Consider the following 25,127-nt stretch of genomic DNA (forward strand, 5'->3'; position numbering starts at 1 on the left):
GCCGCAGTGAAGGCCTTGTCACCGTGTCAAGGTCAAGCCGGGCCTCGCCGCACGCCGCCCTCGGCCGGGCCGTCGACAGGTAGGGCTCGGCAGTCAGTCCATGATTTCCTGAATTCAGGAACGGCTGTACTATCGTTCGGGTGCTGACTGTTGCCTCCGACATCGAGGTGCTGGCCCGGTTCGGCCGCGCGCTCGCCGACCCGATCCGCTGCCGCATCCTGCTCGCCCTGCGCGACGCCCCCGCCTACCCCGCCGAGCTCGCCGACGCCCTCGGCATCTCCCGCACCCGCCTGTCGAACCACCTGGCGTGCCTGCGTGACTGCGGCCTGGTCGCCACCGTGCCCGACGGCCGCCGCACCCGCTACGAGCTCGCCGATGAACGCCTCGGCCACGCGCTGGACGACCTGCGCACCGCTGTGGTGGCCGTCGCCACCGACCGCACCTGCGTCGATGCCGAGACCAAAGGGTGCTGCTGATAACCGCGATATCTCTCGGCCCGCCCCCCGCCCGCCGCGATGCGCTCGCCCGCCGGATACGGCTGCTCGTGGCCGCGACCATCACCTACAACGTCATCGAGGCGATCGTCGCCATCACCGCCGGCACCCTCGCCTCCTCCACCGCGCTGATCGGCTTCGGTCTGGACTCGGTCATCGAGGTGTCCTCGGCCGCCGCGGTCGCCTGGCAGTTCTCCGCGGCCGAGCACCACGTACGCGAGGCCCGCGAGAAGACCACCCTGCGGATCATCGCCGTCTCGTTCTTCGCGCTCGCCGCCTACGTCACCGTCGATGCCGTCCGCGCGCTGGCCGGAACCGGTGCGGCCGAACACTCCATCCCCGGCATGGTGCTCGCCGCGCTCTCCCTCGCGGTCATGCCGTTTCTGTCCGCCGCCCAGCGCCGCGCCGGCCGCGAACTCGGCTCCGCCAGCGTGGTCGCCGACTCCAAGCAGACGCTCCTGTGCACGTACCTGTCCGCCGTGCTCCTGGTCGGCCTGGCGCTCAACGCCACCCTCGGCTGGTCCTGGGCCGACCCGGTCGCCGCCCTGGTCATCGCCGCCGTCGCGGTCAAGGAAGGCCGCGACGCCTGGCAGGGCAAGGGCTGCTGTGCGACCCAGGCCGCCGCGACGGTCCCGTCCGTCGGCGCCGAGCGGGACGCCTGTGCCTGCCGCCCCGGCTGCGACTGCTGCGACTGACCGCTCACCGGGCGGACAGCACCTGGCCCAGCGCCAGCACGCTCAGGCCGAACATCAGGACGCCCAGGGGGACATGGAGCGACGGCATGTGCGCGATGCCCAGCACCACCTGCACCGAAGCGAGCACGAGGAAGCCCGACGCGTACAGGATGGGGCGGGGCGCCCCGCCGCCCGGCCGCCACGCCAGGATCGCGGCGAGCACGTACAACATCGATGCGCCGTACATCACACGCGCTCCGGCGCTGTGCAGTACCTCGCCGTGGTGCGAGGACAGCAGCAGTCCGGCGGTGACCGCCTGGAAGAAGACGGCCAAGGTCTGCAGGGCGATCGCGACCCGCAGGAACGTGAGACCGCGATGTCCTGCCGCCCTCTGTGTGACCATGGCGCGGTCCTCTCTTCCGCCTCGCGGCGGTGGCTCGGAAGTGTCCCGGTAGACCGACGACGTGGGCCCGCGAAATGTGAGGCGAAGCGCCGGCCTCACAGTCCGGTGCGGTGTTTCGTCGAAGTGGCGAGAGCGGACATCCACGAGAAGAGCCAGGGAGCGGTCGCCACCATGAGCACCCCATCCGAGCCAGGGCATGACCGGTCCGAGCCGGGCCTGAGCGCGATCGTCGGCGAGCGGCGCCAGCTGATCAACCTCGCCTACCGGCTGCTCGGTTCGCTGGCCGAGGCCGAGGACGCCGTGCAGGAGACCTACGCCCGCTGGTACGCGATGTCGCGGCAGCGGCAGGAGGCCATCGAGTCGCCCGGCGCCTGGCTGACGACGGTGGCCACCCGCATCTGCCTGGACCTGCTCGGCTCGGCGCGGGTCCGGCGCGAGCGCTACGTCGGCGAATGGATACCCGAGCCGCTGCCCGACCGTACGGAGTGGATCAGCGGGACGTCGGGCGGCGGCAGGGCCGAGCCGGCCGACCCCGCCGACCGGGTCACCCTGGACGAGTCGGTGAACATGGCCTTCCTCGTCGTACTGGAGTCGATGACGCCGGCCGAACGCGTGGCGTTCATCCTGCACGACGTCTTCCGGTACCCCTTCGCCGAGGTCGCCGAGATCGTCGGCCGGACGCCGGCGGCCTGCCGGCAGCTGGCGTCCTCGGCCCGTCGACGTATTCGCGCCGCGCGGGATCCGGCGGTTCCGACGGCCGGGCAGGCCGGTCTGGTGCGGCATTTCAAAGAGGCGTGGGAGGCCGGGGACATCGAGGCCCTCGTCGACCTCCTCGACCCCGACGCCACGATGACCGCCGACGGCGGCGGACTGGTCGGCGCCGTCCTCCGCCCGGTCGAGGGCAGCGAGCGCATCGCCCAGTACCTGATCCACATCGCCGGCAAAGCCCCTGGGCTGACGCTCCTGGAGCGGACGGTCAACGGCCAGCCCGGCCTGGTCGCCCAGCACGCCGGCGTCACCGTGACCGTGGCGGCGTTCAGCGTCACCGGCGGCCGCATCACTCGCATCTGGGCGATCCGCAACCCGGAGAAACTCCGTCCGTGGACCGAGAACGGACAGAGCTGACCCGGCGTCACGCGCGCGGAGTTCCCCACCATCTGGCCACCACCTGGCCACCACCTGACCCACCCAAACACCCGACCAGCCAAGCGAGCGGCCCCCTGACCGGGGGCCTTCGTCACGTTGGGGGCTGCTCGACGCACCATCCAACGGTGCGTAGTTCGTGACTGTGGGCACGGCGGTCATGTCCCCGGAGTCTGGGAGTATTCACGTCGAGTCAGGCTGGTCGTACGGCAGTTGGCTGGCCGTGCGTAGTCACTCGAATGCCTAGCGTGTTGAGGTGGAGGAGATCGCGTGGTGGGAATTCGGCCGCTGAATCCGGGAGATCCGCGTGACATTGCGGGTTACGCGCTCCAAGGGCGGCTGGGGGCAGGAGGAATGGGGACGGTGTTCCTCTCCGCCACACGGGGCGGGCAGCCGATCGCCCTGAAGATGGTGCATCCCGAGTTCGCCGCGGACCCGAAGTTCCGGCGGCGGTTCGAGCAGGAGGTGCGCGCCAGCCGACAGGTGCGGGGCCGGTACATCGTGCCCGTTGTGGACAGCAACACCGGAGGGCCCCTGCCCTGGCTGGCCACCGAGTATGTCCCGGGCCTCCCGCTCGCGCCGGCGGTGGATACGCACGGGCCGCTGCCGACAATCGCGGCCCTGCGGCTGATCGCGGGCGTCGCCCACGCCCTGGAGGCCATCCACGCCCTGCACATCACCCACCGGGATCTCAAGCCGGGGAATGTCATCCTGGCGCCGGACGGCCCGGCGGTCATCGACTTCGGGATCGCACGGGCCACCGAGGCCACTCCGCTGACCGGCACGGACATGCGCATCGGCACCCCTGCGTACATGGCCCCGGAACAGATCAGGGGTGCCGCTCCGGTGACCCCGGCCATCGATGTCTTCGCGCTCGGCCTGACCGCCCACGTCGCCGCCACCGGCGCCCACCCCTTCGGGGAGGGGCCGACCACGGCCATGCTCTACCGCATCGATCGCGAGGAGCCGGATCTCACCGCCTGCCCGGACGAGTTACGGCCCGTCATCAGCCGCTGCCTGGCGAAGGACCCCGCGGCGCGGCCCACGCCCGCCGAGGTGGTGACCCTCTGCCGGAACGCCGGAGCCGAGCTCGGCATCGCCGAGGTGCTTCCGACCGCCGGATGGCTGCCCCCGGCCTACCTTCCCGAGCCCTCGCCACCCACGTCACTCACGCCACCTCAGCCGTCGGCCCAGACGCCCTCCTCGCCGCCCATACCCCCGAGAACCGTCTACGACCCGCAATCCGGGGCGCGGCCAGGGAATCCCAGGAGGCGCCGACTGGTAACAGGCCTTGCAGCGCTCGCCGTCGCCGCGGTCGCCGTCGCCGCCGCCCTCATCTGGCTCCCGAACCGAGGCGACGACAAGAACGACGGCGCCTCCCCGCACACCTCGCAGAAATCCTCATCGCAGAAAACCCCGTCGCAGGAGACCTCACAGGAAAAGACCTCCCCCGCGAACCCCCCGTCGAAGACCGCGTCACCCCCAAAAGCATTGGACTCGACCGTAAAAATATTCACCAACGCGGCGACCGGACATTGTCTGGACAGTAACGGCGACGAAGAAGCTTACGCATTCGATTGCAATGGTGGCGGTTACCAGAAATGGACTGCGTCCGGGAAGGCGTTCAGCCTGCGTGATGCGGTAAGCGATACGTGCATGGGCAGTGACGATGCCGGTGAGCTGAGCATGTCCACATGCGATCGCACCGATCAGCAGAAGTGGAACATATCCAACAAGTCTGTACTGCGCAATGCGGCGACTGATCGCTGCCTGGACGGCGACAACGACGGCAAGCTGCGCACGATCGAATGCGATAGCACCGACCGCCAGAAGTGGAACATCTCCGGCGACAGTTCCGTGCTGCGCAATGTGGCGGCTGATCTCTGCTTGAGCGGCAGCGGCTCCGGTGGTCCACGCTTGGGCGACTGCTCCGACAATGGGAGCGAGGACGGGAAGTGGAATATCTCCGGGGAAGAGTTCGAACTGCGTGATGTGGCGACTGATCTCTGCTTGGACAGCAACGAATCCGGCGAGGTGTACACGTATGGATGCAATGACGGCGATTATCAGCGATGGGATATCTCCGGCGACAATGCCACTCTGCACAACATGAAGACTCGTCTCTGCCTGGAAGACGCCAACTCCCCTTTGGAGAACGGCTATCAACTGCAGACGAGCGAATGCGATGAAGGCGACGATCAGAGCTGGACTGCCGCCGCACCATAGGCAGCTGATGTCCCGGCCCTGGAGCGCCCCTCTCGGCTGTGGCAGAGAGGGGCGCTGAGGCAAGGGAGCAGTCTACGCCTCCAGCCGCCCGAGGGCATCCCCCCGAAACGGCGTTGCCCTAGATGACCAGGCTCAGCAGCCCCGCGACCACGAACCCTGCCACCGACAGCACCGACTCCAGCACGGTCCAGGACTTGAGCGTGTCCCGCTCGGAGATGCCGAAGTACTTCGCGACCATCCAGAACCCGCCGTCGTTGACGTGCGAGGCGAAGATCGAGCCCGCCGAGATGGCCATGATGACCAGCGCCAGGTGGGCCTGCGAGTAGTGGCCCTCGGTCAGCATCGGGGAGACGATCCCCGCGGTGGTGACGATCGCGACCGTCGCCGAGCCCTGCGCGACGCGCAGCACCACCGAGATCAGCCAGGCCAGCAGGATGACCGGCAGGCCCGCGCTGTCGAAGGCGTCGGCGAGCGCCTGGGCCACGCCGCTGCCCTTGAGCACCGCGCCGAAGACGCCGCCCGCGCCCACGACGAGCAGGATGTTGCCGATCGGCTTGAGGGAGGCGGTCGACACGGTCTCCAGGGACTTGCGGGACCAGCCGCGCCGGATGCCCAGCAGGTAGTAGGCCAGCAGCAGGGCGATGGTCAGCGCCACGAAGGGGTGGCCGAAGAACTCGATCACCGAGCGGCCGGTGCTGGGGTCCAGCGCGATGGAGGAGAAGGTCGCGCAGAGGATGAGGACCAGCGGGGTGCCGATGATCGCGAGAACGGTGGAGACCGGAACCGGCCGCTCCGCAGGCGTGGTGCCCGCGGCGCGCTGCTCGGCGGCGACGGCCTCCTTGGCCTCCTCGGCCGCCTCGACCATGTCCTGCGGCACGGGGACGAAGAGCCGGTTGCCGATCCACGCGGCGTACGCCCAGGCGGCGAGCACGGAGGGGACACCGACGAGGATGCCCATCAGGATGACCCAGCCCAGGTCCACGTGGAGCAGCCCGGCCGCGGCCACCGGGCCGGGGTGCGGGGGCAGGAAGGCGTGGGTCATGGACAGGCCGGCCAGCAGCGGCATCGCGTACAGCACGATCGACTTGCCGCTGCGCTTGGCGGCCGCGTAGACGATCGGCGCGAGCACGAAGATGCCGACGTCGAAGAAGACGGGTATGCCGAAGATCAGTCCGGTCAGGCCCATCGCGAGCGGCGCGCGCTTCTCGCCGAAGAGGCCGAGCAGCCGGGAGCTCAGCGCCTCGGCGCCGCCGGAGACTTCGAGGATCGCGCCGAGCATGGTGCCCAGGCCGATGATGATGGCTATGTGGCCGAGGATGCCGCCCATGCCGGACTCGATGAGCGAGACGGCGTCGGACCTCTGGACCGTGCCGAAGAGTTCGGTGACCGAAAGGCCGGCGGCCAGGCCCACCGCGATGGACACGCCCAGCAGCGCCACGAAGGGCTGTAGCCGGGCCTTGATGATGAGGAAGAGGAGCAGAGCGATGCCGAGGGCGGCGACGGTCAGCAGACCGGCGGTGCCGTCGATGATCGCGAGGAGACCACCGGTGTGGGGTGGGGTCTCGGGAGCGGGGGCGGCCGTGAGCGGCATAGGGGGCTCCGGTTTTCGGGTAGGGAGGATCGCCGCGCGGCGGGGGGCCGCGTGCGCGGGGGGAATGGGGGCGGGTGCGGGTGCGGAGGTTCAGAAGGCTGTTTCCGACGACGGTGGCGGGGAGCGCGAGGGGACCGTGGTGGGCGGGGCGCAGGGGCCGCCCCGCCCACCACAGGGCCGTCAGCCGAGGACGGCGAGCGCGTCGATCTCGACGAGCAGCCCGGCGGGAAGGCCGACGTAGACGGTCGTACGGGCCGCCGGGGCCTCCTTCAGGTCCGCGAAGAACTCGTTGTAGATCTCGTTGAATTCGGCGAAGTGGGCGGTGTCGGTGAGGTAGACGCGCACCATCACCGCGTCCTCCCAGCTCGCCCCGCCCGCCTCCAGGACGGCCTGCACATTGCGCAGGGTCTGGAGGGTCTGCTCGCGCAGCGTCGGCCCGACGGGGGTGGGCGCCTGGCCCGGGACCGCCGGGCCGAAGCCGACCTGCCCGGCGACCTGGAGGACGCTGCCCTTCTTGACGCCGTGCGAGAACTTGGCGGGGGGCGCGGTGTGGGTCTCCGGGGTGATCGCGATCTTCTGAAGCTTCTCGCTCATGGGATTCCTTGGCTTGTCCGTCGGTTACTTGTGGTTGGGGTCCGGCTCGTCGGGCGGGGCGCTTCCGGAGTACTCGCGGCTGATCGCGTCCGCGGTACGGCGCACCAGCGGCAGCAGCGCGAGCAGTTCGTCGGCGGAGACCACGACATTCGGCGCGGAGACAGAACACGCGGCGACCACCCGCCCGTCCGCCCCCCGGATGGGTGCCCCGACACAGTTGATCGACTCCTCGTGGCCACCGAGGTCGGTGGCCCAGCCCTGCTCCCGTACGGTCGCCAGCTCCTTGAGGAAGGCGGCGGCGTTCGGGGTGGAGCGCGGGGTGTACGCGGGGTACTGAAGCCGCTCGGCCACCGCGCGCCGCTCCGCCTCGGGCAGGTCGGCCAGCAGCAGCTTGGCGACCGCGGCGACGGTGATCGCGACGGGCTTGCCGATCCGCGAGTACATCCGGACCGGGTAGCGGCTCTCCACCTTGTCGATGTAGAGGACCTCGTTCTCCTCGTACACGGCGAGGTGGACGGTGTGCCCGCACCGCTCGTTGAGCTCGACGAGATACGGGTGGGCGATCTCGCGCACGTCCAGGTTCTCCACGGCCTGCTGCGCGAGCGCGAAGAGGCGGGCGCCGAGCCGGTAGCGCTGGTCCTGCTGGCGGTAGACCATGCCGTGCTCGTGCAGGGTGCGCAGCAGCCGCAGCGCGGTCGTCTTGTGCACGCCGAGCCGCGTGGCCACCTGCTCCAGGTTGGCCGGGCCCTCCGCCAGCAGCGGCAGGATGCTCAGCGCTCGGTCGACGGTCTGGCTCATGGGTGGGGCACCTCCGCGCGTACGGTCCCGGCGTCCGTCCAGCCGGGGCCGAGTCGCAGTGTGCCCCACGCGCCGGCGTCGAGGGCGACCAGGCGGTCGGCGCGCTCGCGGGACGGCGGGGTGCCCAGGTCGCCGGGGACGGTGAGGGCGGCGGCCGCCATGAGGTGGCCGTGCCGCAGCCGCTCCGCGACGGGCAGGCCGCGCAGGGTGCCCGACAGAAACCCGGCGGCGAAGGCGTCCCCCGCCCCGACGGACGCGACCACCTCCACGTCCAGGGCCGGTTCGAAGGTGACCGTGTCGCCGCCGTCCGGCCGCCGGGCGTACGCCGTGGCGCCCGCGCTCCCCTGCTTCACCACCAGCACCTCCGGCTCGGGCAGGGCCGCCCGGACCGCCTCCGCGCCGCGCAGCCCCCAGGCGGCCGCGGCCTCGTCCTCGCCGACGAAGACGAGGTCGCAGCCGCGGGCGAGCTCCAGAAGACGCCCGCTGTCCCGGCGGCGCCACAGCGCCGTGCGGTAGTTGACGTCGAACGAGACGAGGGGGCGGCCCGGCGCGCGGGTCGTCAGCTCCCGCATCAGGGCGCGGCAGTCGTCGGAGAGCGCCGCGGTGATCCCGGTGAGGTGGAGGACGCGGCCCGACCAGGTCTGTTCCCTGGGCACCAGGCGCGGGGACATGGCCGCGGCGGCGGACCCGGCCCGGTAGTAGACGACCTCGGAGCGTGGCTCCTCGCCTTCGCCCTCCTCGCCTTCGGCCTCCTCGCCGAGGGCCCGCTCCCCCGCCGTACGGAAGTAGATGCCGGTGGGCCGGTCCGGGTCGCGCCGGACGTACGAGACGTCCACGCCCGCGGCGGCGATCTCCGCGACCAGGTGGTCTCCAAAGCCGTCCGCGCCGACGCGGCTGATCCACCGGGCGGTGTGCCCGACGCGCGCGAGCGAGCAGGCGACGTTGGACTCCGCACCGCCGATCCCCCGCGAGAACGCCGGCACATCGGCGAGCCGGCCCGGGCGGGACGGCACGAAGGTGACCATCGACTCGCCGAGGCAGACGACGTCGGCGTGGAGGTCTACAGACACGAGGCGGTGGCTCCTTGCTGGCTGAGGTCTGGCGCGGACCGTTGACCCGGTGCTCGGCGGGATGTTAGACACCCATAAGCGCCATACGCAATGAGCGTTGCACATATTGCAACCAAGGATCTTCACGGGAGGCTCCATGGCCGCCGACCACGCCGACCACGCCGCCGACACGCCCGCCTCACCCGTCGGGCGCCTCGCCCGCGAGCGCGTCGACCACCGCTTCAAGGGGCTGCCCCCGAGCGCCGAAGGCCGCACGGTCGGCGAGCTGGCCGCCGAGCGCCGCTCCCTGTTCACCGGCGGCTTCACCACCCCCGTCCTGGTGCTGTCCGCCGAGGCCCTGGAGCACAACCTCGCCGTCATGGAGCGCTACTCCGCCACCCACGGACTGGCCTTCGCCCCGCACGGCAAGACCTCCCTCGCCCCCCAGCTCTTCGAGCGCCAACTCGCCCACGGCGCCTGGGGCATCACCGCCGCCGTCCCCACCCACGTGCGCCTCTACCGCGCCTTCGGCATCCAGCGGATCTTCCTCGCCAACGAGATCGTGGACGCCGCCGCACTCGGCTGGCTCGCCCGCGAGCTGGACGCCGACCCCGGCTTCCGCTTCATCGCGTACGTCGACTCCCCGCGCGGCGTCGAGCTGATGGACGCGGCCCTGCGGGCGGCGGGCGCCCGCCGCCCCCTCGACGTCGTCGTCGAACTCGGCGCGGGCCCCGGCGCCCGCACCGGCGCCCGTACGGAGGCCGACTGCACGGCCGTCGCCGACGCGGTGGCCGACACCGACACCCTCCGCCTCGTCGGGGTCGCCGGCTACGAGGGCGAGGTGCCGAAGCCGGACGGCGAGCGGGTACGGGCGTGGCTGCGCCGGCTCACCGCGCTGGCCGTCGCCTTCGACGGGGAGGGCCGGTTCGCGGACGCGGACGAGATCGTGGTCAGCGCGGGCGGCAGCGCGTGGTTCGACGCGGTCGCGGACGTCTTCGGGGAGTTGCCGAAGCTGTCCGGCCCGGTGCTGAAGCTGCTGCGCTCCGGCGCGTACGTCTCCCACGACGACGGCCACTACCGCCACATCACCCCCTTCAACCGCATCCCCGACGAGGGCGCCCTGCACCCCGCCTTCCGCCTCTGGGCCCAGGTCGTCTCCCGCCCCGAACCGGGCCAGGCCTTCCTCAACGCGGGCAAGCGGGACGCGGCCTACGACCTCGACCTGCCCGAGCCGCAGCTCATCCGCTCCCTGGACGGCACCGAGCGCCCCGCCACCGGCCTCACCGTCACCGGCCTGTCCGACCAGCACGCCTGGCTCGCGGTCGAGGAGGGCACGCGCCTGGAGGTCGGCGACTGGGTGGGCCTCGGCCTCTCCCACCCGTGCACGAGCTTCGACAAGTGGCAGCTGATCCCGGTGGCCGAGGCGGACGGCACGGTCACGGACTACATCCGCACGTTCTTCTGACCCACCCACCCGCCCGCCCGCACTGTGGAGCTCCGCCCCACACCCCCACCGGGGCCCCGCCCCGGGCCCCGGTGGGGCGAGGTCGGCGCCGGAGCCGCACGGCCAAGGCCCTGCCCGAGGCCGCCAGGCCAGGGCCCGCCGAGCCGCCGCCCGGCCGCCAGGCCCCGCAGTGCGGGACCGTGGGTGCGGGGCTCCGCCCCGGCGCAAGGCCGGACCCTGGGCCGGGCTCCGGCCCGCCCCAGGATGGCGAAGCCCGCCCCACACCCCCGGGCCCGGCGGGGCGAAGCCCTCGCCGGGGGGCCGGCGGCCCGCGGCGCGGGGGCTTGGGGGCTTCCCCCAACCAACGGGCGGGCGGGTGGGGGACACAGCGCGCGCAACGCGCGGACCGACACGCAGAGGGAGACGCACCGACATGGACCTGGTCATCCGTGACGCGCAAGTCGCCGACGGCAGCGGCGGCGCCCGTTTCCGGGCGGACGTCGCCGTCGACGGCGGACGGATCACCCAGATCGTGCCGGAGGGCGCCGGGCCGCGCCCTGCGGGGCGGCGGGTCTTGGAGGCGGGCGGGCTCGTGCTGGCGCCCGGGTTCATCGACATGCACGCGCACAGCGACCTCGCGCTGCTGCGCGACCCGGACCACTCCGCCAAGGCCGCGCAGGGCGTGACCTTGGAGGTGATCGGCCAGGACGGCCTGTCGTACGCGCCCGTCGACGACCGCACCCTCGCCGAGGTCCGCACGGCCATCACCGGCTGGAACGGCGACGGCTCCGACATCGACTTCAGCTGGCGCACCGTCGGCGGGTTCCTGGACCGCCTCGACCACGGCTTCGACGGCCAGGGCATCGCGGTCAACGCCGCGTACCTGATCCCCCAGGGCACCGTCCGCATGCTCGCGGTCGGCTGGGCGGACCGGGACGCCGCCCCGGACGAGGTCGAGCGGATGAAGCGGCTGGTCGCGGAGGGGCTGGAGCAGGGGGCGGTCGGGCTGTCGTCCGGGCTCACGTACACGCCCGGGATGTACGCGTCCGACGCCGAGCTCACCGAGCTGTGCCGCGTCGTCGCGGCGTACGGCGGCTACTACTGCCCGCACCACCGCTCGTACGGCGCGGGCGCCCTGCGGGCGTACGAGGAGATGGTGGCCCTCACCCGCGAGGCGGGCTGCGCGCTGCACCTCGCGCACGCGACCATGAACTTCGGCGTGAACAAGGGCCGCGCCCCCGAACTGCTCGCGCTGCTGGACCGGGCCCTCGCCGAGGGCGCCGACATCACCCTGGACACCTACCCCTACCTCCCTGGCTGCACCACGCTCGCCGCGATGCTGCCGAGCTGGGCCGCCGAGGGCGGCCCGCGAGCCACCCTCGACCGGCTCCGGGACGAGGCGAGCGCGGAGCGCATCCGGCAGGTCCTGGAGGAGGAGGGGGCCGACGGGTGTCATGGCGTGCCCATCGAGTGGGACACCATCGAGATCTCGGGGGTCAGCGACCCGGCCCTGGCGGCGTACGTCGGCAAGACGGTCGCCCAGTCGGCGCGCGACCGCGGCGAGGCGCCGTGGGACACCGCGCGCCGGCTGCTACTGGCGGACCGGCTCGGCTCGACGATCCTTCAGCACGTCGGGCACGAGGAGAACGTCCAGGCGATCATGAAGCACCCGGTCCACACGGGCGGCAGCGACGGCATCTTGCAGGGCGCCAAGCCGCACCCCCGCGCGTACGGAACCTTCCCCCAGTACCTGGGCCGCTACGTACGCGAGTTGGGCGTGCTGTCCCTGGAGGAGTGCGTGGCCCACCTCACCGCGCGCCCCGCGGCCCGCCTCCGCCTCCCCGACCGGGGCCTGGTCCGCGAGGGCTACCGCGCCGACCTCGTCCTCTTCGACCCGGACACGGTCGCCGCGGGCTCCACCTTCGAGTCCCCGCGCACCCTCCCCACCGGGATCCCGCATGTGCTCGTCGACGGCCGCTTCGTCATCGAGGACGGGCGGCGTACGGATGTCCTGGCGGGGCGCTCGGTGCGGCGTACGCGGACGGGCTGAGTTCGCGGTCAGCCCTTCGCCCCTTTCGCCCCCTTCTCCAGTTCTACCTCCACCAGCCGGTAGAGGTGACGCCGCGCCGCCTGGGTGGTCAGCGGCGGGGCCTGGCGCAGCCGTTGCAGGGCGAGGCCGTCCGCGAGGGCGGCGAAGCGGACGGCGAAGTCGGCGGGGTACGCGCAGCTGAAGTCGCCGTCGGCAGCGCCCCGTTCGACCAGGGCGCGGATCTCGCCGTGCCAGCTCTCGTAGCGCTCGGCCTGGCCGCGGGCGAAGGTCTGGTCGCGGTCGCCCGCGTGCCAGTAGTCGAACCACATCCGCCAGTGGCGGTCGGTGTCGTCGGTGAACAGCGCGTCGATGAGCAGCCGCAGCCCCTCGGCACCGCTGGTGGCCCGGGCGGCGGCCTCGGTGAGCGCCGCGTAATAGCGCTCGATGTGCAGCACCATCGCCTCGGAGAGGACTTCCTGGACGCTCTCGAAGTGGTAGGTGACCGTGCCGACCGAGACCCCCGCCGCGGCCGCCACATCGCGCACGCCCACCGCCGCCGAACCGCGCTCCATGATGAGCGGTACGGCGGCCTCCACGATCAGGCGGCGGCGCACCTCGGTGGGCTGCCGGGTGCGCTCGGAGGCGGCGACGGCCCGGCGGGCGGCCTTGGGACGGCCGGTGCGGTCGGCCGCGGACGACGTCATGCCGAGGTCCTGGGGGTGGTGTGGTGCCAGGTGCGCTTGGCCACAGTTTCTCCGTTCGCCCGTGCTTCGAGGCTGCTGTCCATGATGAATTCCGTGGCCGTCGCTCGGAGTTCGGTGCTGGTCACAATCATCGCGTCCCAGTCGCCGCGCCGCAGCCGGATGGTCCACTGGGAGCTTGCCACGGCCGACAGCGGGTCACCGCCGCGGATCCGGTATGTCTCCAGGGCGCTCTCCTCGTAGCGCAGACCGTCCGGGTAGGTGCGGGAGCCCCCGTAGTTGGGGTCCACCTCCAGGGTCCACTCCCCGGTCGCGACGTCGTGCCGGACCACCCGCTCGGGCCGGGGCCCGGCGGGCGGCTCGGTGGTCACCGGGAGCGGCGGGGCCTGCTCCGGCTCCTCGAAGGTGACCGGCGGGCGGCCGGCGTCGGCGCCCGGGTCGCGTACGGGCAGGAGTACGGCGCTGTCCGCAGGGCGCACGCTCAGCGCGCCGCGCTCGCCGTGCGGCCAGACCCACGGCCAGTACTGGTCGGAGACGGCGACGCGGATGCGGTGGCCGGGCGGGAAGGCGTAGCCGATGGCGTTGAGTTCGAACTCCACGTCCTCGTACGTCCCCGGCGCCCACTCCACCGCCCGGTCCCGGCCGTGCCGGGACAGCAGGTTGAGCACGCCGCGGGTGACCAGGGTGGAGGAGCCGTCGGGGGCGACATCGCAGATACGCGCGATGACATGCGCGCGCGGGGTGGCGCTGTCCAGGCGCAGCCGGACGCGCGGGCGGCCCAGGATCTCCACGCGCGCCGTCAGCGGCGCGGAGTCGAAGCAGACCGAGCGGCCGTCCTCCTCGCGCTGGTCGGGCGGCAGGTCGGTGGCGTTGCCGAAGGGGAAGAAGCGGCCCGCGTCGAGGCCGGTGTGCAGCGGGGAGCGCACGGTCACCGGCTCCGCCCCGTCGCCGCCCAGCGGCCGCTCGTCCCAGGTGACGGCCGGGGTGGGCCAGGCGTCGTCGGCGACCCAGCGGCCGGGCATGGTCTCGTAGTGAGTCGCGGGCGGGACAGGGTCGTTGATCCAGGAGCGCAGGGCGGGGTCCTTCATGACCCCGGTGTCCACGCCCTTGAGCCAGTGGTCCCACCAGCGCAGCGTCTCCTGGAGGAAGCCGATCGCGGGGCCCGGCGGCAGGCCCCGGTCGGGGTACTGGTGCGACCAGGGCCCGATCAGCCCCCGTACGGGCGCGTCGAGGTGCTCGACCAGCCGCGGCACGGTGTCCCGGTACGGGTCGGCCCAGCCGCCGACCGCGAGGACCGCCGCGTCGATGGCGCCGTAGTCCTCGCAGACGCTGCCGTGCCGCCAGTAGCCGTCCCGCTCCTGGTGCCCCAGCCAGGTGTGCAGATACGGCTCCAGCGCCGCCAGCCGCTCCCGCCACATGGGCAGCCACCGGTCCGCGCCCACGGTGGCCGGGTCCGGCGGGCGGGCCGTGAACGCGAGCATGGTCCCGGCCCAGGCGAGCATGTCGATGCCGAGGACGGCGCCGCCGGTGTAGTGGACGTCGTTGTCGTAGCGGTCGTCGGTCGAGCAGACGGTGACGATCGCCTTCAGCGGCTCCGGGCGCAGGGCGGCGATCTGGAGGGAGTTGAACCCGCCCCACGAGATGCCGAACATGCCGACCTTGCCGGTGCACCACGGCTGGGCGGCCAGCCACTCCACGACGTCGACCCCGTCGGCTAGCTCGGTCTCGGTGTACTCGTCGAGCATCACGCCTTCGGAGTCCCCACTGCCGCGGAGGTCGACCCGGACGGAGGCGTAGCCGTGCCCGGCGTACCAGGGGTGGCGCTGCGCGTCGCGCGGGGCGGTCCAGTCGCTCTTGCGGTACGGCAGGTACTCCAGCAGCGCGGGGACGGGGTCCGCGGCGGCGGCGGTGTCGACAGGTCGCCAGATCCGCGCGTGCAGCCGGGTGCCGTCCCGGGTGGGGATCCAGACGTCCTCCGCCTGGACCTCGCGGTCGAACCGCTCGCGGTACCTCACGTCTCTCCTTTGCGCCTAAACCGGCGCCGCTCTCGCGGACCTGGTTGCTCGCCATGGGGGTTGCTCAATTGATGGTTGCGCCCGTCGGGGCGGAAGAGTGCGACCCGTCAGGGAAAGGGCCATCGCGGGGGGTCATGGCGCCGCCGGGCGCCAGCGGCGGATGCGGTGGCCGGTGCCCAGGTCGGTCCAGACGTTGTCCGGTTCCGCGGCGTCCTGCCAGTCGTCGGTCGCCTCAACCACGGGCGCCGCATCCGGATCGGGCTCCAGGGCGGCGGCCATGAGACGGCGGGTGTACGGGTGGCCCGGGGCCGCGAAGACCGCCTCCGTGGGGCCTTCTTCGACCACGACCCCGTGCCGCAGCACCACCACCCGGTCTGCGATCCCCCGCACCACCGCCAGGTCGTGGCTGATGAACAGGCACGCGAGCTCGCGTTCGCGCCGCAGGTCGTCCAGCAGGCGCAGCACCTCGGCCTGGACGGAGACGTCGAGGGCGGTGGTGATCTCGTCGGCGATCAGTACGTCCGGCTCGCCGGCCAGCGCCCGCGCGATCCCGATCCGCTGCCGCTGGCCGCCCGAGAGCTGCGCGGGCAGTCGGTCGGCGAGGGCCGGGTCCAGGCGTACGTCGGCGATGAGCTGCCGGGCGCGGGCGGCGGCCTCCGTACGGGAGGGCGCCGTGCCGAAGAAGCGCAGCGGCCGCCGTACCGCGTCGCCCACCGAACGCCGGGGGTTCAGGGAGGTGTCGGCGTTCTGGAAGACGAGCTGGACCTTCCGCCGCAGGGACAGCGGCCGCTGCCGCGCCGGGCGGGCCAGGTCGCCGTCCGGGTGCGATCCGCCGGCGGCGTCGCCCGCCGCGGTCATCGCTCCCCCCGAGGGCGCCCGCAGCCCCGCAAGCGACCACGCCAGCGTGGACTTGCCGCTGCCCGACTCGCCGACCAGCGCCAGCACTTCGCCACGCCGCACGCGGAACGACACGCCGTGGACCGCGCGGCTCGCGCCGTAGTCGATGGTGACGTCGCGGACGGCGACCGCTTCGGGGGCGTCGGCGGGCACCTGGGCCTGGGGCCGGATCTCGCGGGTGCCGTCCTCGGCGACGAGGGCGAGACCGGCGTCGTCCAGGCGCGGGACGCTGGCCAGCAGCCGTCGGGTGTACGGGTCGGCGGGCGCGGCGAAGAGGCGGCGGGTGGGCGCGGTCTCCACGACGCGGCCCGCGCGCAACACCGCGACCTCGTCGGCCATGTGGGCGACGACGCCCAGGTCGTGGCTGACCAGGACGGCGGCGAGGCCGAGTTCGTCGCGCAGCGCGGCGAGCAGGTCCAGGACGCCGCGCTGGGTGATGACGTCGAGGCCGGTGGTGGGTTCGTCGAGGACGAGGACCTTGGGGCGGGCGGCGATGGCCATGGCGATCGCGACGCGCTGCTGCTGCCCGCCGGAGAGCTCGTGCGGGTAGCGGCGGGCGAGTTCGGCGGGGCGCGGGAGGCGGACCTGTTCGAGGAGGTCGGTGACGGCGGCGGGGTCGGCGGCCGCGTCGCCGCGCAGGGCCTCCGCGATCTGCCGGCCGACCCGCATCGAGGGGGTCAGGGCGTGCCCGGCGTTCTGCGCGACCATGGCGACCGTGCCGCCGCGCAGCCGCCGCAGCTCCCTGGCCGGGAGGGCGAAGACGTCCTTCCCGTCGACCCGCACCGTGCCCGCGGTGATCCGCGAGCCGTGCCGCAGATGCCCGAGCAGGGTCGCGGCGACGGTCGACTTGCCGCTGCCGGACTCGCCGACGAGGGCGAGGGTCCGGCCGGGGCACAGCTCGAAGCCGACTTCATGGACGACGGGGACGACGGGGACGTCCCGGCCCGCGGAACGGTAGGCGACGGACAGCCCGTCAACGGAGACGATGGAGTCGATTGCGGCGGCGGTCATCAGGAGCCCTCCCGGATCCGGTCCACGCCCCACGCCTTGGACAGGCCGTCGGCCGCGAGGTTGAGCCCGATCACGAGCGTGGCCAGGGCGATGATCGGCGCCAGGCTCGCCATCGGTACGACGGTGATGGCGGTGCGGTTCTCGGCGACCATCAGCCCCCAGTCGGGGGTGGGCGGGTTGGCGCCGAAGCCGAGGAAGGACAGGGAGCTGATCAGCAGCACCACCCACGAGGCGCGCATCGCGAACTCGACACACACCACGTCGGTGATGTTGGGCAGCACCTCGCGCCACAGGATCGGCCAGGTCCGCTCGCCGCGGGCGCGGGCGGCGGTGACGTAGTCGGCGGGGACGACGGCCAGCGCGGCGCCGCGGACGACCCGTACGACCTGCGGTACGTAGACGACGGCGATGGCGAGCACGATGACCGCGGGCCCGGTGCCGAGCGCGGTGACGACGACCAGCAGGGCGAGGATCGAGGGGATGGACAGCACCGCGTCCAGCACCCGCATCAGCGCGTCGTCCAGCCAGCCGCCGCGCAGTGCGGCCGCGCAGCCGAGGACGGTGCCGAGGGCGAGGGTCAGCACGGTCGCGGCGACCGAGACGCCGAGCGCGTACCGACCGCCGTACAGCACCCGGGCCAGCACATCGCGCCCGTACTGGTCGGTGCCCGCCCAGTGGTCGGCGCCGGGGCCGAGGAGGGCCTGCGAGGCGTCGCCCACCGTCGGCTCGTACGAGGTCAGCACGGGTGCGAGCAGCGCGATCAGGACATGGACGGCGACGATCGCGAGGCCGATGGTGGCGGCGCGGGAGGAGCGTATGGTGCGCCAGGTGCGGGCGGCGAAGCCGGGCCGTACGGGCGGTCCGGCGACCGGACCCCCCGGTTCGACCACGCCGGGGGTCTTCAGGGTGCTCATCGGGTCCGCCCTCCTCGGGTCCTGAGCTTGGGGTTGAGGGCCATGGCGCCGAGGTCGGCGGCCAGGTTGCAGCAGACGTAGACGACCGCGCTGATCAGGGCGATGGCCTGGATGACCGGCAGGTCGCGGTTCTGCACGGAGGAGAGCATCAGCTTGCCGATGCCGGGGTAGTTGAAGACGTTCTCGACGACGGCCACGCCGCCGACGAGCCAGGCCACGTTGAGGGCGATGACGTGCAGGGTGGGCAGCAGCGCGCCGGGCAGGGCGTGGCGGGTGACCACGCGCCAGGTGGACAGGCCCTTGAGCCGGGCGGTGGTGACGTACTCGCCGGCCATGACGTCGATGACCGAGGTGCGGGCCATGCGCACGATGTACGCGGCCATCACGATCGCGAGCGAGGCGGCGGGCAGCCATACGGCCGGGAGCAGCTGTCCGACGCTCGCGTCGGGCCCGTAGAGCACCACGGCGGGCAGGACGGGGACGGCGATGGAGAAGAGCAGCACCAGCACGGTGGCCACCACGAACTCGGGGACGCTCATCCCGATCAGGCTGACCGTGGAGATGAGGTGGTCGGGCCAGCGGTCGCGGTAGAGGCCGGCGACGATGCCCAGCACGAGCGAGCCGGTGACCGCGAAGAGGATGGTGACGACGGCGATCAGCGCGGAGTTGCTGAGGTACTGGCCGACCTCGCCGCCCACCGGCTTGGCGTTGACGAGCGAGGTGCCGAAGTCGCCGTGGAGCGCGCCCTTCACCCACTCGGCGTAGCGCTCCCACGCGGGCTGGTCGAGGTGGAGCTTCTCGCGCAGCGCGGCAACGGCGGAGGGGGTGGCGTCCTTGCCGAGCACCTGGGTGGCGACGTCGCCGGGCAGGGACTGGACGGCGAGGAAGACCAGGACGGAGGAGAGCAGGAGCGTGCCGAGCGCGGCCACGACACGTCGTACGACGAAGGAGAGCACGGTCCTCACGCCCCCTTCAGCCCGATGCCGAGGTAGTCGAACTCGAAGCCGTGCTCCGCGTAGCCGCGCACCTTGCGGGAGATGCCGACGAGCCGGTCGGCGAACATCGGGGTGATCGCCCCGCCCCGCTCGACCACCGCGGTCTGCGCCTGCTGGTAGAGCTCGCGGCGCCGCCCGTCGTCGGTCTCGCTGCGGGCCCGGTCCAGCAGCGCGTCGAAGTCCTTGTCGGCCCAGGCGGTCTCGTTGTACGAGGAGCCGCCCCGGAAGACCTGGTTGAGGAGCTGGTCGATGGGGCGGCCGGTGTACCAGTAGGTGGCCATGAGCGGCTTCTTCATCCAGATCTGGGTGTAGTACGAGTCGGCGGCGGCCGTTCTGACCCGGATCCGGATGCCGGCCCGCGCGGCGGACTCCTGGTAGGCGAGGGCCATGGGCGTGAAGATCGGGTCGTAGGAGGAGGTGTAGAGGTCGACCGCGAGCCGCTCGTGCCCCGCCCGCTTCAGCAGATGGCGGGCCTTTTCGGGGTCGTGGGCCGGGTGGGTGGCGAGGTGCCCCGGGTCGCTGGGCGGCACGGGGTTGTCCCAGCCGGCGGTGCCCGCGCCCTGGAGGGCGACCTTCAGGATGTGCTCGGGGTCGTAGGCGAGCTTCATCGCCTGGCGCACCCGTACGTCGGCGAAGAGCTTCTCGGTGGTGAGCATCGGCAGCACGTACCACTGGGCGTTCTTCGCCCGGGCGACGGTGGCGCGGGCCGAGCTGGCGACGACGCGGGCGGTGGCGAAGTCCAGGTTGGTCTGGGAGAGCAGATCGACCTGGCCGGCGAGCAGGGCGTTGGAGCGGGCCTGCATATCGGCGACGGAGTAGAAGTCGATCGCGTCCAGGACGGGGCGGCCGGCCCAGTGGTCCGCGTACGCGGAGATCCGGCCGGGCCCGGCGGCGGTGAAGGAGACCAGTTTGAAGGGGCCGGTGCCGATGCCGGTGCGGCCGATGGAGGCGGCGCTGCCGTCGGGGATGACGTAGCAGTTGTAGTGGGTGAGCAGGCTGGGGAACTCGGCGTTCGGGGTCTTCAGGGGGACGACGAGGGTGTGCGCGTCCGGGGTGCGGAGCTTCTTGGGGTCGACCAGCGGGGCCAGCACGCCGGCCTGTGGGGAGGCGGTCCTGGCGTCGAGGATGTGGCGCAGGGTGTAGGCGGCGTCGGCGGAGGTGAAGGCGCGGCCGTCGTGGAAGGTGACGCCGCGGCGCAGCCGGAACGTCCAGGTGCGGGCTTTGTCGTCGGGTTCCCAGGACTCGGCGAGGTCGGGGGCGAGGGCGCCGCCCGGGCCGATGCGCACCAGCCGGTTGTAGAGGGCGCCCAGGTATTCGTACGCGGACAGGGAGCTCGCCGGGTCCAGGGTCTCGGCGTCGGAGGCGGGCGGCCGGGCGATGCGCAGGGTGCCGCCGCGGTCGGGGCGGCCGGCCGGCCCGGCGCTGGGGAGGGCGTCGGCCGGGGACGCGGAGGCCGCGCCCGAACAGCCGCTGAGCAGCCAGGACGCGCCGAGCGCGGCGCCGCTCGCCGCCGCGCCGGCGAGCAGCGACCGGCGCGGTATCCCGGCCGCCCCCGGGGCGTGCCGGGGTGAGGTGTCGGACATGGGCCGGCCACCCTTCTCCGCTATTCGTTCAGCGGAACGATTCTGTGAAGTGCGTGAACGATAGCCACACGTCCCGTCCTGGCCAACCCTCCGAGCGCGGAAATTAACCCGGGAAACCGACTCGTTACCCGGCGCGCGCCGCCGTCCCATCCGCCCCGAGACGCCCCCTTACACCGTCGACGTGGCGAAGAACACCGAGCGGTCCTGGTTACACCGCCGTATGGTGGCCGACATGCAGGTGATCCAGTCCACGAAGCTCGCCAACGTCTGCTACGAGATCCGGGGTCCGGTGCTCGAGGAGGCGATGCGGCTGGAGGCCGCCGGTCACCGCATCCTCAAGCTCAACACCGGCAACCCCGCGACCTTCGGCTTCGAGTGCCCGCCGGAGATCCTGGAGGACATGCTCCGCAACCTCGGCGGGGCGCATGGGTACGGCGACGCCAAGGGGCTGCTGTCCGCCCGGCGCGCGGTGATGCAGCACTACCAGACCAAGGGCATCGACCTGGACGTCGAGGACGTGTTCCTCGGCAACGGCGTCTCCGAGCTGATCCAGATGGCGATGCAGGGCCTGCTGGACGACGGCGACGAGGTCCTGGTCCCCTCCCCCGACTACCCGCTGTGGACCGCCGCGGTCTCGCTCTCCGGCGGCACCGCCGTGCACTACCGCTGCGACGAGCAGTCGGACTGGATGCCCGACCTCGCCGACATCGAGCGCAAGGTCACCGACCGCACCAAGGCCCTGGTCATCATCAACCCCAACAACCCGACGGGCGCGGTCTACGACGAGGAGATGCTGCGGGGCCTCACCGAGCTCGCCCGCCGCCACAACCTGGTCGTCTGCTCCGACGAGATCTACGACAAGATCCTCTACGACGGCGCGACCCACACCCCCACCGCGGCCGTCGCCCCCGACCTGCTCACCCTGACCTTCAACGGGCTCTCCAAGGCCTACCGCGTCGCGGGCTACCGCAGCGGCTGGCTCGCGGTCTGCGGCCCCAAGGCCCACGCCACCAGCTATCTCGAGGGCCTGACCATCCTCGCCAACATGCGGCTGTGCGCCAACATGCCCGCCCAGCACGCGGTGGCCGCGGCCCTCGGCGGCCGCCAGTCCATCAAGGACCTGGTGCTGCCCGGCGGCCGGCTGCTGGAGCAGCGCGACACGGCGTACGACCTGCTGACCCAGATCCCGGGCGTGACCTGCGTCAAACCGAAGGGCGCGCTGTACGCGTTCCCCCGACTCGACCCCACGGTCTACAAGATCAAGGACGACCGGCAGATGGTCCTGGACCTGCTGCGCTCCGAGAAGATCATGATCGTGCACGGCACGGGCTTCAACTGGCCGGAGCCGGATCACTTCCGGATCGTGACGCTCCCGGCGAAGAAGGACCTGGCGGACGCGGTGACGCGGATCGGAAAGTTCCTGGACGGCTACAGCCAGCCCTGACGGCCGAGCGCCTTCTCCATCACCAGCTCCCCCTCCGCCGTCCCGGCCTCCACCAATCCACCGCGCCGGTAGAAGGCGACGGCGCGCGCGTTGCCCGGCACGACGTGGAGCCGCAGCACCCCGGCCCCCGCCCGCAGGCCCCACCCCTCCACGGCCCGCACCAGCCGGTCGGCGACGCCGCGCCCGCGCGCGGCCGCGCTCACCCACATCGAGATGAGCTCGACGACGCAGTCGCACGGGCCGGGCACCCCGCTCGCCATCCCGGCCCCCTTCCCGTCGACGACAGCCACGATGTTGTACGAGCCGGGGATCCCCAGGCGGGCGCGCCACCGCTCCTCGCAGTCGCCGTCGCCCTGCCAGTCCGCGAGCCGGGACCCGAACGCGTACGGCGCGTCCGCGAGCGCGGCAAGCCGCAGCTGACGCCAGACGGCCCAGTCCTCCGGCGTCAGCACCTTCAACTCGATCGACTCGATCACGCGACGAATCCCATCCATCCCACCCTTAGCAAGAGCTCAACTTTAGACAGAGTCTAAGTTAGGATGGCCTCCTGAGATCTCTTGGAGGCCACCCATGTACGAGCCGATCCGCACCAAGTCGGTCCACACCATGGCCGAGCCCAGGCTCGACTTCCCCCACCGCTCCCGCGAGGAGGAGCTGGACATCCAGCTGGCGGGCCACCTGACCGCGCTGCTGACCGTGACCGACGAGCTGCGCGCCCTCACCCCAGCCCCCGCGCTGGACACCGCCGCCCAGCGCCTCGCCGACCAGATCACCCGCCTCCGCGACGGCCGCTCCCCCTTCCGCGCCGCCCCCACCACGCCCACCACCACCCCGGCCCACATCACCGCCCTCCACCAGCGCGCCCACACCCTGGCCGGCCGCGCCCTGGTCGTCGCCACCTCCCGCGACGACGCGGCCGCCACCGCCCTGGCGGCCGAGCGCCTGGAGACCCACGCGGCGGCGCTCGGCATCAGCGGCTGAACCAGTCCTGCCCCGGGCGGGTGATCAGCGCCCCGCCGATCGCAAGGGGGAGAACAAGGCTGATGAGCATGGCGGTCTCGGTCACGCCCGCGAGCCCCAGCCATACGCACAACATCCCGAACAACGCGCCCACCACGGCCAGCGTCTCGACGATGACGATCACGGTCCACACCCACCCGAGCCGCTTCTGCGCGAAGAGGCTGGAGACGGCCGGCAGGACCGCCACGGCGATGGAGAAGTACGCGAGGCCCCGCGCCAGACCGGGCTCCGTGACCTCCTGGCCGTGGGCGAGCCGGCTGTCCACTTCGGACAGCAGCGAACTCCCGGCGAAGAAGTTGGCCACGGCCTGGGCCCAGACGCCCACCACGACGAACTTGACCCTGCCCGGCATGCGCTCCAGGACCTGATCCGCCATCAAGCTCACCTTCCCCACCATGCGCCACACGCGCCCCACGGCCGAGGCAGACCCCCGACACCTCCCCGACCGTCCCGCACCACAGCCGGGACCGGTCCCGGCGATGTCCTCAGTCCACTGGCCGTCGGCGGGGGGTCTCGGTGCGGTAGGAGTGGCCCAGTTCCGGGCCCAGTCCGAAGTAATGACGGAAGTTGTAGATGAGCGGGCTCCAGGCGGCGGGATCGACGTAGTCCGTGCCGGGGACGACGACGCGCGGATCGGCGTGGACCTTCCGCACGACGGCCTCGACGATGACGAACCCTCCGGAGACGTCCGGCCGCACCCGCTCGGCGTGGGCCTCCAGCTGGATGGGGCACTCGGCGACGCGCGGCGGCCGGACCACATGCGAAGGCTCTTCGCGCAGCCCGGCCGCGCCGAACTTGTCCGGCTCGAATCGGCACCCCTTCGCCTTGGTCGAGGGCACCGGGCTCCGGCCGGTCAGCGGCGCCAGGCGCTCCACCGCCTGCCACTGGGCCGGGGCGGGCAGATTGATCACGAGATCGGGTCGGCTGCGGAGGTTCTGCGCCGTCTGGCCTTCACCGCCCAGACCTAGCACCACCGTATGGCCGAGGGCCCACGCGGAGGAGATCGGGGCTAGGTTGAACGAGCCGTCCTGGTTTTCCGTCGACAGCAGCACGACGGGCGTCCCGAAGTACAGAATGCTCGGCTCGATCGCTTTGTGGCGGGCGGCTTCTCTTGCGGTGCTGAGGGGTGCGGTGGTCATGACCCGGAGCCTAGGATCCGGACATTTCGGCGGGCGCCGAAGCGTCCGGCGATCCAGGTGACGTCGTCAGGCGGGGACGCCGCACCGCGCCCGCGGTCACGGGCGGTGTCAGTGGGGGCTGACACGATCGCGCCATGACGGATCCTGCTGCCATCACCGCCTACTGGGACGCCGCCGCGGCCGACTTCGACAACGAACCCGATCACGGCCTGCGCGCCCAGCACACCCGCCAGGCGTGGGCCCGCCTCCTGGGCCGCTGGATGCCGCCCGCCCCGGCCCGCGTGCTGGATGTGGGCTGCGGCACCGGCTCGCTCGCGCACCTGCTGGCGGCGGCCGGACACCACGTCACCGGCGTGGACCTCTCGCCCCGCATGGTCGCCCAGGCCGAGGCCAAGCTCACCGCCGCCGGCTTCACCGGCACCTTCCTCGTCGGGGACGCCGCCCAACCACCCGCCGGCGACGACCACTTCGACGCGCTGCTCTGCCGACACCTGCTGTGGACCCTGCCCGACCCACACGCGGCCCTGCGCCAGTGGACCACCCGGCTGCGCCCCGGCGGCACCCTCGTCCTGGTCGAAGGCCGGTGGCGCGAGGCCGGGCAGAGCGGCACCCCGTACGTGGCCGGCGCCGAAACCCTGCCCTGGCACCAAGGGATCACCGCCGAAGACCTGACATCCGCCGTCCGCCCCCTCGTGACCGAGCTGCGCATCGACGACCTCAGCGGCAACGGCGAGCTGTGGGGCGGGCCGGTGAGCGATGAGCGGTACGCCCTGATCGCCCGCACCTGAACCAGGCCGATCCGAGGGTCGGAAAGGGAGCCGTGTGATGTTCAGCCCTGAAGAACGGAGTCGCGTCCGAGACCTGTTACTCGCGAAGGCCGAACCGCGACGCTGGACCGATGGACGCGGTGGCTCTACGACGAGCTCGGCGCGCGGCACCACTGGGATCTGCCGGCCGGCTCGA

Annotated in this window: 23 protein-coding genes; 9 read left to right on the forward strand and 14 right to left on the reverse strand. The window is 72.4% G+C overall.

Annotated elements, in window-relative coordinates; genetic code table 11:
* The first annotated feature begins 140 nt into the window (after window positions 1–140).
* Complete coding sequence (locus ACWY4P_RS20065) at window positions 141–476, forward strand: ArsR/SmtB family transcription factor (RefSeq protein WP_456211915.1); 336 nt, start codon at window positions 141–143, stop codon at window positions 474–476.
* Window positions 476–1,189, forward strand: a complete 714-nt coding sequence (locus ACWY4P_RS20070; protein WP_456212991.1) for a cation transporter — start codon at window positions 476–478, stop codon at window positions 1,187–1,189. Before ACWY4P_RS20065 ends, ACWY4P_RS20070 begins: the two co-directional genes overlap by 1 nt.
* 4 nt (window positions 1,190–1,193) lie before the next feature.
* On the opposite strand, the gene ACWY4P_RS20075 is transcribed toward ACWY4P_RS20070, so the two are convergent.
* A complete protein-coding gene (locus ACWY4P_RS20075) occupies window positions 1,194–1,571 on the reverse strand; it encodes a hypothetical protein (protein WP_456211916.1) in 378 nt (125 codons plus the stop codon).
* 171 nt (window positions 1,572–1,742) lie between these two features.
* Between ACWY4P_RS20075 and sigJ the strand changes: the two genes are divergently transcribed.
* Together sigJ and ACWY4P_RS20085 are read left to right on the forward strand one after the other, a co-directional pair.
* Window positions 1,743–2,696 (forward strand): RNA polymerase sigma factor SigJ, encoded by a 954-nt coding sequence (gene sigJ, locus ACWY4P_RS20080; RefSeq protein ID WP_456211917.1) that lies wholly within the window; start codon window positions 1,743–1,745, stop codon window positions 2,694–2,696.
* A 381-nt stretch (window positions 2,697–3,077) separates the two neighbouring features.
* Window positions 3,078–4,940 (forward strand): protein kinase domain-containing protein, encoded by a 1,863-nt coding sequence (locus ACWY4P_RS20085; RefSeq protein ID WP_456211918.1) that lies wholly within the window; start codon window positions 3,078–3,080, stop codon window positions 4,938–4,940.
* Between the two features lie 118 nt (window positions 4,941–5,058).
* Here the strand turns inward: ACWY4P_RS20085 and ACWY4P_RS20090 are convergent, their stop codons facing one another.
* The 4 genes from ACWY4P_RS20090 to ACWY4P_RS20105 form a co-directional block, all read right to left on the reverse strand.
* Window positions 5,059–6,531 (reverse strand): GntP family permease, encoded by a 1,473-nt coding sequence (locus ACWY4P_RS20090; RefSeq protein ID WP_456211919.1) that lies wholly within the window; start codon window positions 6,529–6,531, stop codon window positions 5,059–5,061.
* A gap of 180 nt (window positions 6,532–6,711) precedes the next feature.
* Entirely contained in the window at window positions 6,712–7,125 is a 414-nt protein-coding gene (locus ACWY4P_RS20095) for a RidA family protein (protein ID WP_456211920.1), read from the reverse strand.
* A gap of 24 nt (window positions 7,126–7,149) precedes the next feature.
* Complete coding sequence (locus tag ACWY4P_RS20100) at window positions 7,150–7,923, reverse strand: IclR family transcriptional regulator (protein WP_456211921.1); 774 nt, start codon at window positions 7,921–7,923, stop codon at window positions 7,150–7,152.
* Window positions 7,920–8,948 carry a sugar kinase gene (locus ACWY4P_RS20105; protein ID WP_456212992.1) on the reverse strand — a complete coding sequence of 343 codons (1,029 nt, stop codon included), beginning with the start codon at window positions 8,946–8,948 and terminating at the stop codon, window positions 7,920–7,922. Before ACWY4P_RS20105 ends, ACWY4P_RS20100 begins: the two co-directional genes overlap by 4 nt.
* A 181-nt stretch (window positions 8,949–9,129) precedes the next feature.
* On the opposite strand from ACWY4P_RS20105, the gene ACWY4P_RS20110 reads away from it, so the two are divergent.
* Both ACWY4P_RS20110 and ACWY4P_RS20115 read left to right on the forward strand, forming a co-directional pair.
* Window positions 9,130–10,437 (forward strand): amino acid deaminase, encoded by a 1,308-nt coding sequence (locus tag ACWY4P_RS20110; protein WP_456211922.1) that lies wholly within the window; start codon window positions 9,130–9,132, stop codon window positions 10,435–10,437.
* A gap of 412 nt (window positions 10,438–10,849) precedes the next feature.
* Window positions 10,850–12,466: an N-acyl-D-amino-acid deacylase family protein gene (locus ACWY4P_RS20115; protein WP_456211923.1), complete on the forward strand. Its 1,617-nt coding sequence runs from the start codon at window positions 10,850–10,852 to the stop codon at window positions 12,464–12,466.
* An 8-nt stretch (window positions 12,467–12,474) separates the two neighbouring features.
* Here ACWY4P_RS20115 and ACWY4P_RS20120 read toward each other — a convergent pair whose 3' ends face one another.
* The 6 genes from ACWY4P_RS20120 to ACWY4P_RS20145 form a co-directional block, all read right to left on the reverse strand.
* A complete protein-coding gene (locus ACWY4P_RS20120) occupies window positions 12,475–13,149 on the reverse strand; it encodes a TetR/AcrR family transcriptional regulator (protein ID WP_456211924.1) in 675 nt (224 codons plus the stop codon).
* Window positions 13,146–15,161, reverse strand: coding sequence for a CocE/NonD family hydrolase (locus ACWY4P_RS20125; RefSeq protein ID WP_456211925.1), 2,016 nt, complete (start codon window positions 15,159–15,161; stop codon window positions 13,146–13,148). The genes ACWY4P_RS20120 and ACWY4P_RS20125 overlap by 4 nt, the downstream gene beginning before the upstream one ends.
* A gap of 132 nt (window positions 15,162–15,293) precedes the next feature.
* The gene (locus tag ACWY4P_RS20130) at window positions 15,294–17,069 is read right to left on the reverse strand and encodes a dipeptide ABC transporter ATP-binding protein (RefSeq protein WP_456211926.1); all 1,776 of its coding nucleotides are present in this window, start codon (window positions 17,067–17,069) and stop codon (window positions 15,294–15,296) included.
* Window positions 17,069–17,983: an ABC transporter permease gene (locus ACWY4P_RS20135; RefSeq protein WP_456211927.1), complete on the reverse strand. Its 915-nt coding sequence runs from the start codon at window positions 17,981–17,983 to the stop codon at window positions 17,069–17,071. The genes ACWY4P_RS20130 and ACWY4P_RS20135 overlap by 1 nt, the downstream gene beginning before the upstream one ends.
* The gene (locus ACWY4P_RS20140) at window positions 17,980–18,939 is read right to left on the reverse strand and encodes an ABC transporter permease (protein WP_456212993.1); all 960 of its coding nucleotides are present in this window, start codon (window positions 18,937–18,939) and stop codon (window positions 17,980–17,982) included. Before ACWY4P_RS20140 ends, ACWY4P_RS20135 begins: the two co-directional genes overlap by 4 nt.
* Window positions 18,940–18,944: 5 nt before the next feature.
* Window positions 18,945–20,561 (reverse strand): ABC transporter substrate-binding protein, encoded by a 1,617-nt coding sequence (locus ACWY4P_RS20145; RefSeq protein WP_456211928.1) that lies wholly within the window; start codon window positions 20,559–20,561, stop codon window positions 18,945–18,947.
* A gap of 232 nt (window positions 20,562–20,793) precedes the next feature.
* Here ACWY4P_RS20145 and ACWY4P_RS20150 point away from each other — a divergent pair, with 232 nt between their 5' ends.
* Complete coding sequence (locus ACWY4P_RS20150; RefSeq protein WP_456212994.1) at window positions 20,794–22,005, forward strand: pyridoxal phosphate-dependent aminotransferase; 1,212 nt, start codon at window positions 20,794–20,796, stop codon at window positions 22,003–22,005.
* Here the strand turns inward: ACWY4P_RS20150 and ACWY4P_RS20155 are convergent.
* The gene (locus ACWY4P_RS20155; RefSeq protein WP_456211929.1) at window positions 21,990–22,481 is read right to left on the reverse strand and encodes an N-acetyltransferase family protein; all 492 of its coding nucleotides are present in this window, start codon (window positions 22,479–22,481) and stop codon (window positions 21,990–21,992) included. The genes ACWY4P_RS20150 and ACWY4P_RS20155 overlap by 16 nt on opposite strands.
* Window positions 22,482–22,575: 94 nt before the next feature.
* Between ACWY4P_RS20155 and ACWY4P_RS20160 the strand changes: the two genes are divergently transcribed.
* Window positions 22,576–22,986, forward strand: coding sequence for an SCO4983 family protein (locus ACWY4P_RS20160; protein ID WP_456211930.1), 411 nt, complete (start codon window positions 22,576–22,578; stop codon window positions 22,984–22,986).
* Here the strand turns inward: ACWY4P_RS20160 and ACWY4P_RS20165 are convergent.
* Window positions 22,976–23,401, reverse strand: coding sequence for a hypothetical protein (locus ACWY4P_RS20165; RefSeq protein WP_456211931.1), 426 nt, complete (start codon window positions 23,399–23,401; stop codon window positions 22,976–22,978). The genes ACWY4P_RS20160 and ACWY4P_RS20165 overlap by 11 nt on opposite strands.
* A 109-nt stretch (window positions 23,402–23,510) precedes the next feature.
* Entirely contained in the window at window positions 23,511–24,164 is a 654-nt protein-coding gene (locus ACWY4P_RS20170) for a flavin reductase family protein (RefSeq protein WP_456211932.1), read from the reverse strand.
* Between the two features lie 134 nt (window positions 24,165–24,298).
* Here ACWY4P_RS20170 and ACWY4P_RS20175 point away from each other — a divergent pair, with 134 nt between their 5' ends.
* A complete protein-coding gene (locus ACWY4P_RS20175) occupies window positions 24,299–24,952 on the forward strand; it encodes a class I SAM-dependent methyltransferase (RefSeq protein ID WP_456211933.1) in 654 nt (217 codons plus the stop codon).
* Window positions 24,953–25,127: the final 175 nt, after the last annotated feature.

Source organism: Streptomyces sp. LZ34 (assembly GCF_053890475.1).

What these genes read in the sequence shown, in the direction of transcription:
- ACWY4P_RS20165 (WP_456211931.1), bottom strand. Translation starts at nt 23,401, where the DNA reads ATGGCGGATCAGGTCCTGGAGCGCATGCCGGGCAGGGTCAAGTTCGTC.
- ACWY4P_RS20130 (WP_456211926.1), bottom strand. Translation starts at nt 17,069, where the DNA reads ATGACCGCCGCCGCAATCGACTCCATCGTCTCCGTTGACGGGCTGTCC.
- ACWY4P_RS20175 (WP_456211933.1), top strand. Translation starts at nt 24,299, where the DNA reads ATGACGGATCCTGCTGCCATCACCGCCTACTGGGACGCCGCCGCGGCC.
- ACWY4P_RS20110 (WP_456211922.1), top strand. Translation starts at nt 9,130, where the DNA reads ATGGCCGCCGACCACGCCGACCACGCCGCCGACACGCCCGCCTCACCC.
- ACWY4P_RS20145 (WP_456211928.1), bottom strand. Translation starts at nt 20,561, where the DNA reads ATGTCCGACACCTCACCCCGGCACGCCCCGGGGGCGGCCGGGATACCG.
- ACWY4P_RS20170 (WP_456211932.1), bottom strand. Translation starts at nt 24,164, where the DNA reads ATGACCACCGCACCCCTCAGCACCGCAAGAGAAGCCGCCCGCCACAAA.
- ACWY4P_RS20075 (WP_456211916.1), bottom strand. Translation starts at nt 1,571, where the DNA reads ATGGTCACACAGAGGGCGGCAGGACATCGCGGTCTCACGTTCCTGCGG.
- sigJ (WP_456211917.1), top strand. Translation starts at nt 1,743, where the DNA reads ATGAGCACCCCATCCGAGCCAGGGCATGACCGGTCCGAGCCGGGCCTG.
- ACWY4P_RS20105 (WP_456212992.1), bottom strand. Translation starts at nt 8,948, where the DNA reads ATGGTCACCTTCGTGCCGTCCCGCCCGGGCCGGCTCGCCGATGTGCCG.
- ACWY4P_RS20115 (WP_456211923.1), top strand. Translation starts at nt 10,850, where the DNA reads ATGGACCTGGTCATCCGTGACGCGCAAGTCGCCGACGGCAGCGGCGGC.
- ACWY4P_RS20090 (WP_456211919.1), bottom strand. Translation starts at nt 6,531, where the DNA reads ATGCCGCTCACGGCCGCCCCCGCTCCCGAGACCCCACCCCACACCGGT.
- ACWY4P_RS20135 (WP_456211927.1), bottom strand. Translation starts at nt 17,983, where the DNA reads ATGAGCACCCTGAAGACCCCCGGCGTGGTCGAACCGGGGGGTCCGGTC.
- ACWY4P_RS20120 (WP_456211924.1), bottom strand. Translation starts at nt 13,149, where the DNA reads ATGACGTCGTCCGCGGCCGACCGCACCGGCCGTCCCAAGGCCGCCCGC.
- ACWY4P_RS20100 (WP_456211921.1), bottom strand. Translation starts at nt 7,923, where the DNA reads ATGAGCCAGACCGTCGACCGAGCGCTGAGCATCCTGCCGCTGCTGGCG.
- ACWY4P_RS20150 (WP_456212994.1), top strand. Translation starts at nt 20,794, where the DNA reads ATGCAGGTGATCCAGTCCACGAAGCTCGCCAACGTCTGCTACGAGATC.
- ACWY4P_RS20160 (WP_456211930.1), top strand. Translation starts at nt 22,576, where the DNA reads ATGTACGAGCCGATCCGCACCAAGTCGGTCCACACCATGGCCGAGCCC.
- ACWY4P_RS20095 (WP_456211920.1), bottom strand. Translation starts at nt 7,125, where the DNA reads ATGAGCGAGAAGCTTCAGAAGATCGCGATCACCCCGGAGACCCACACC.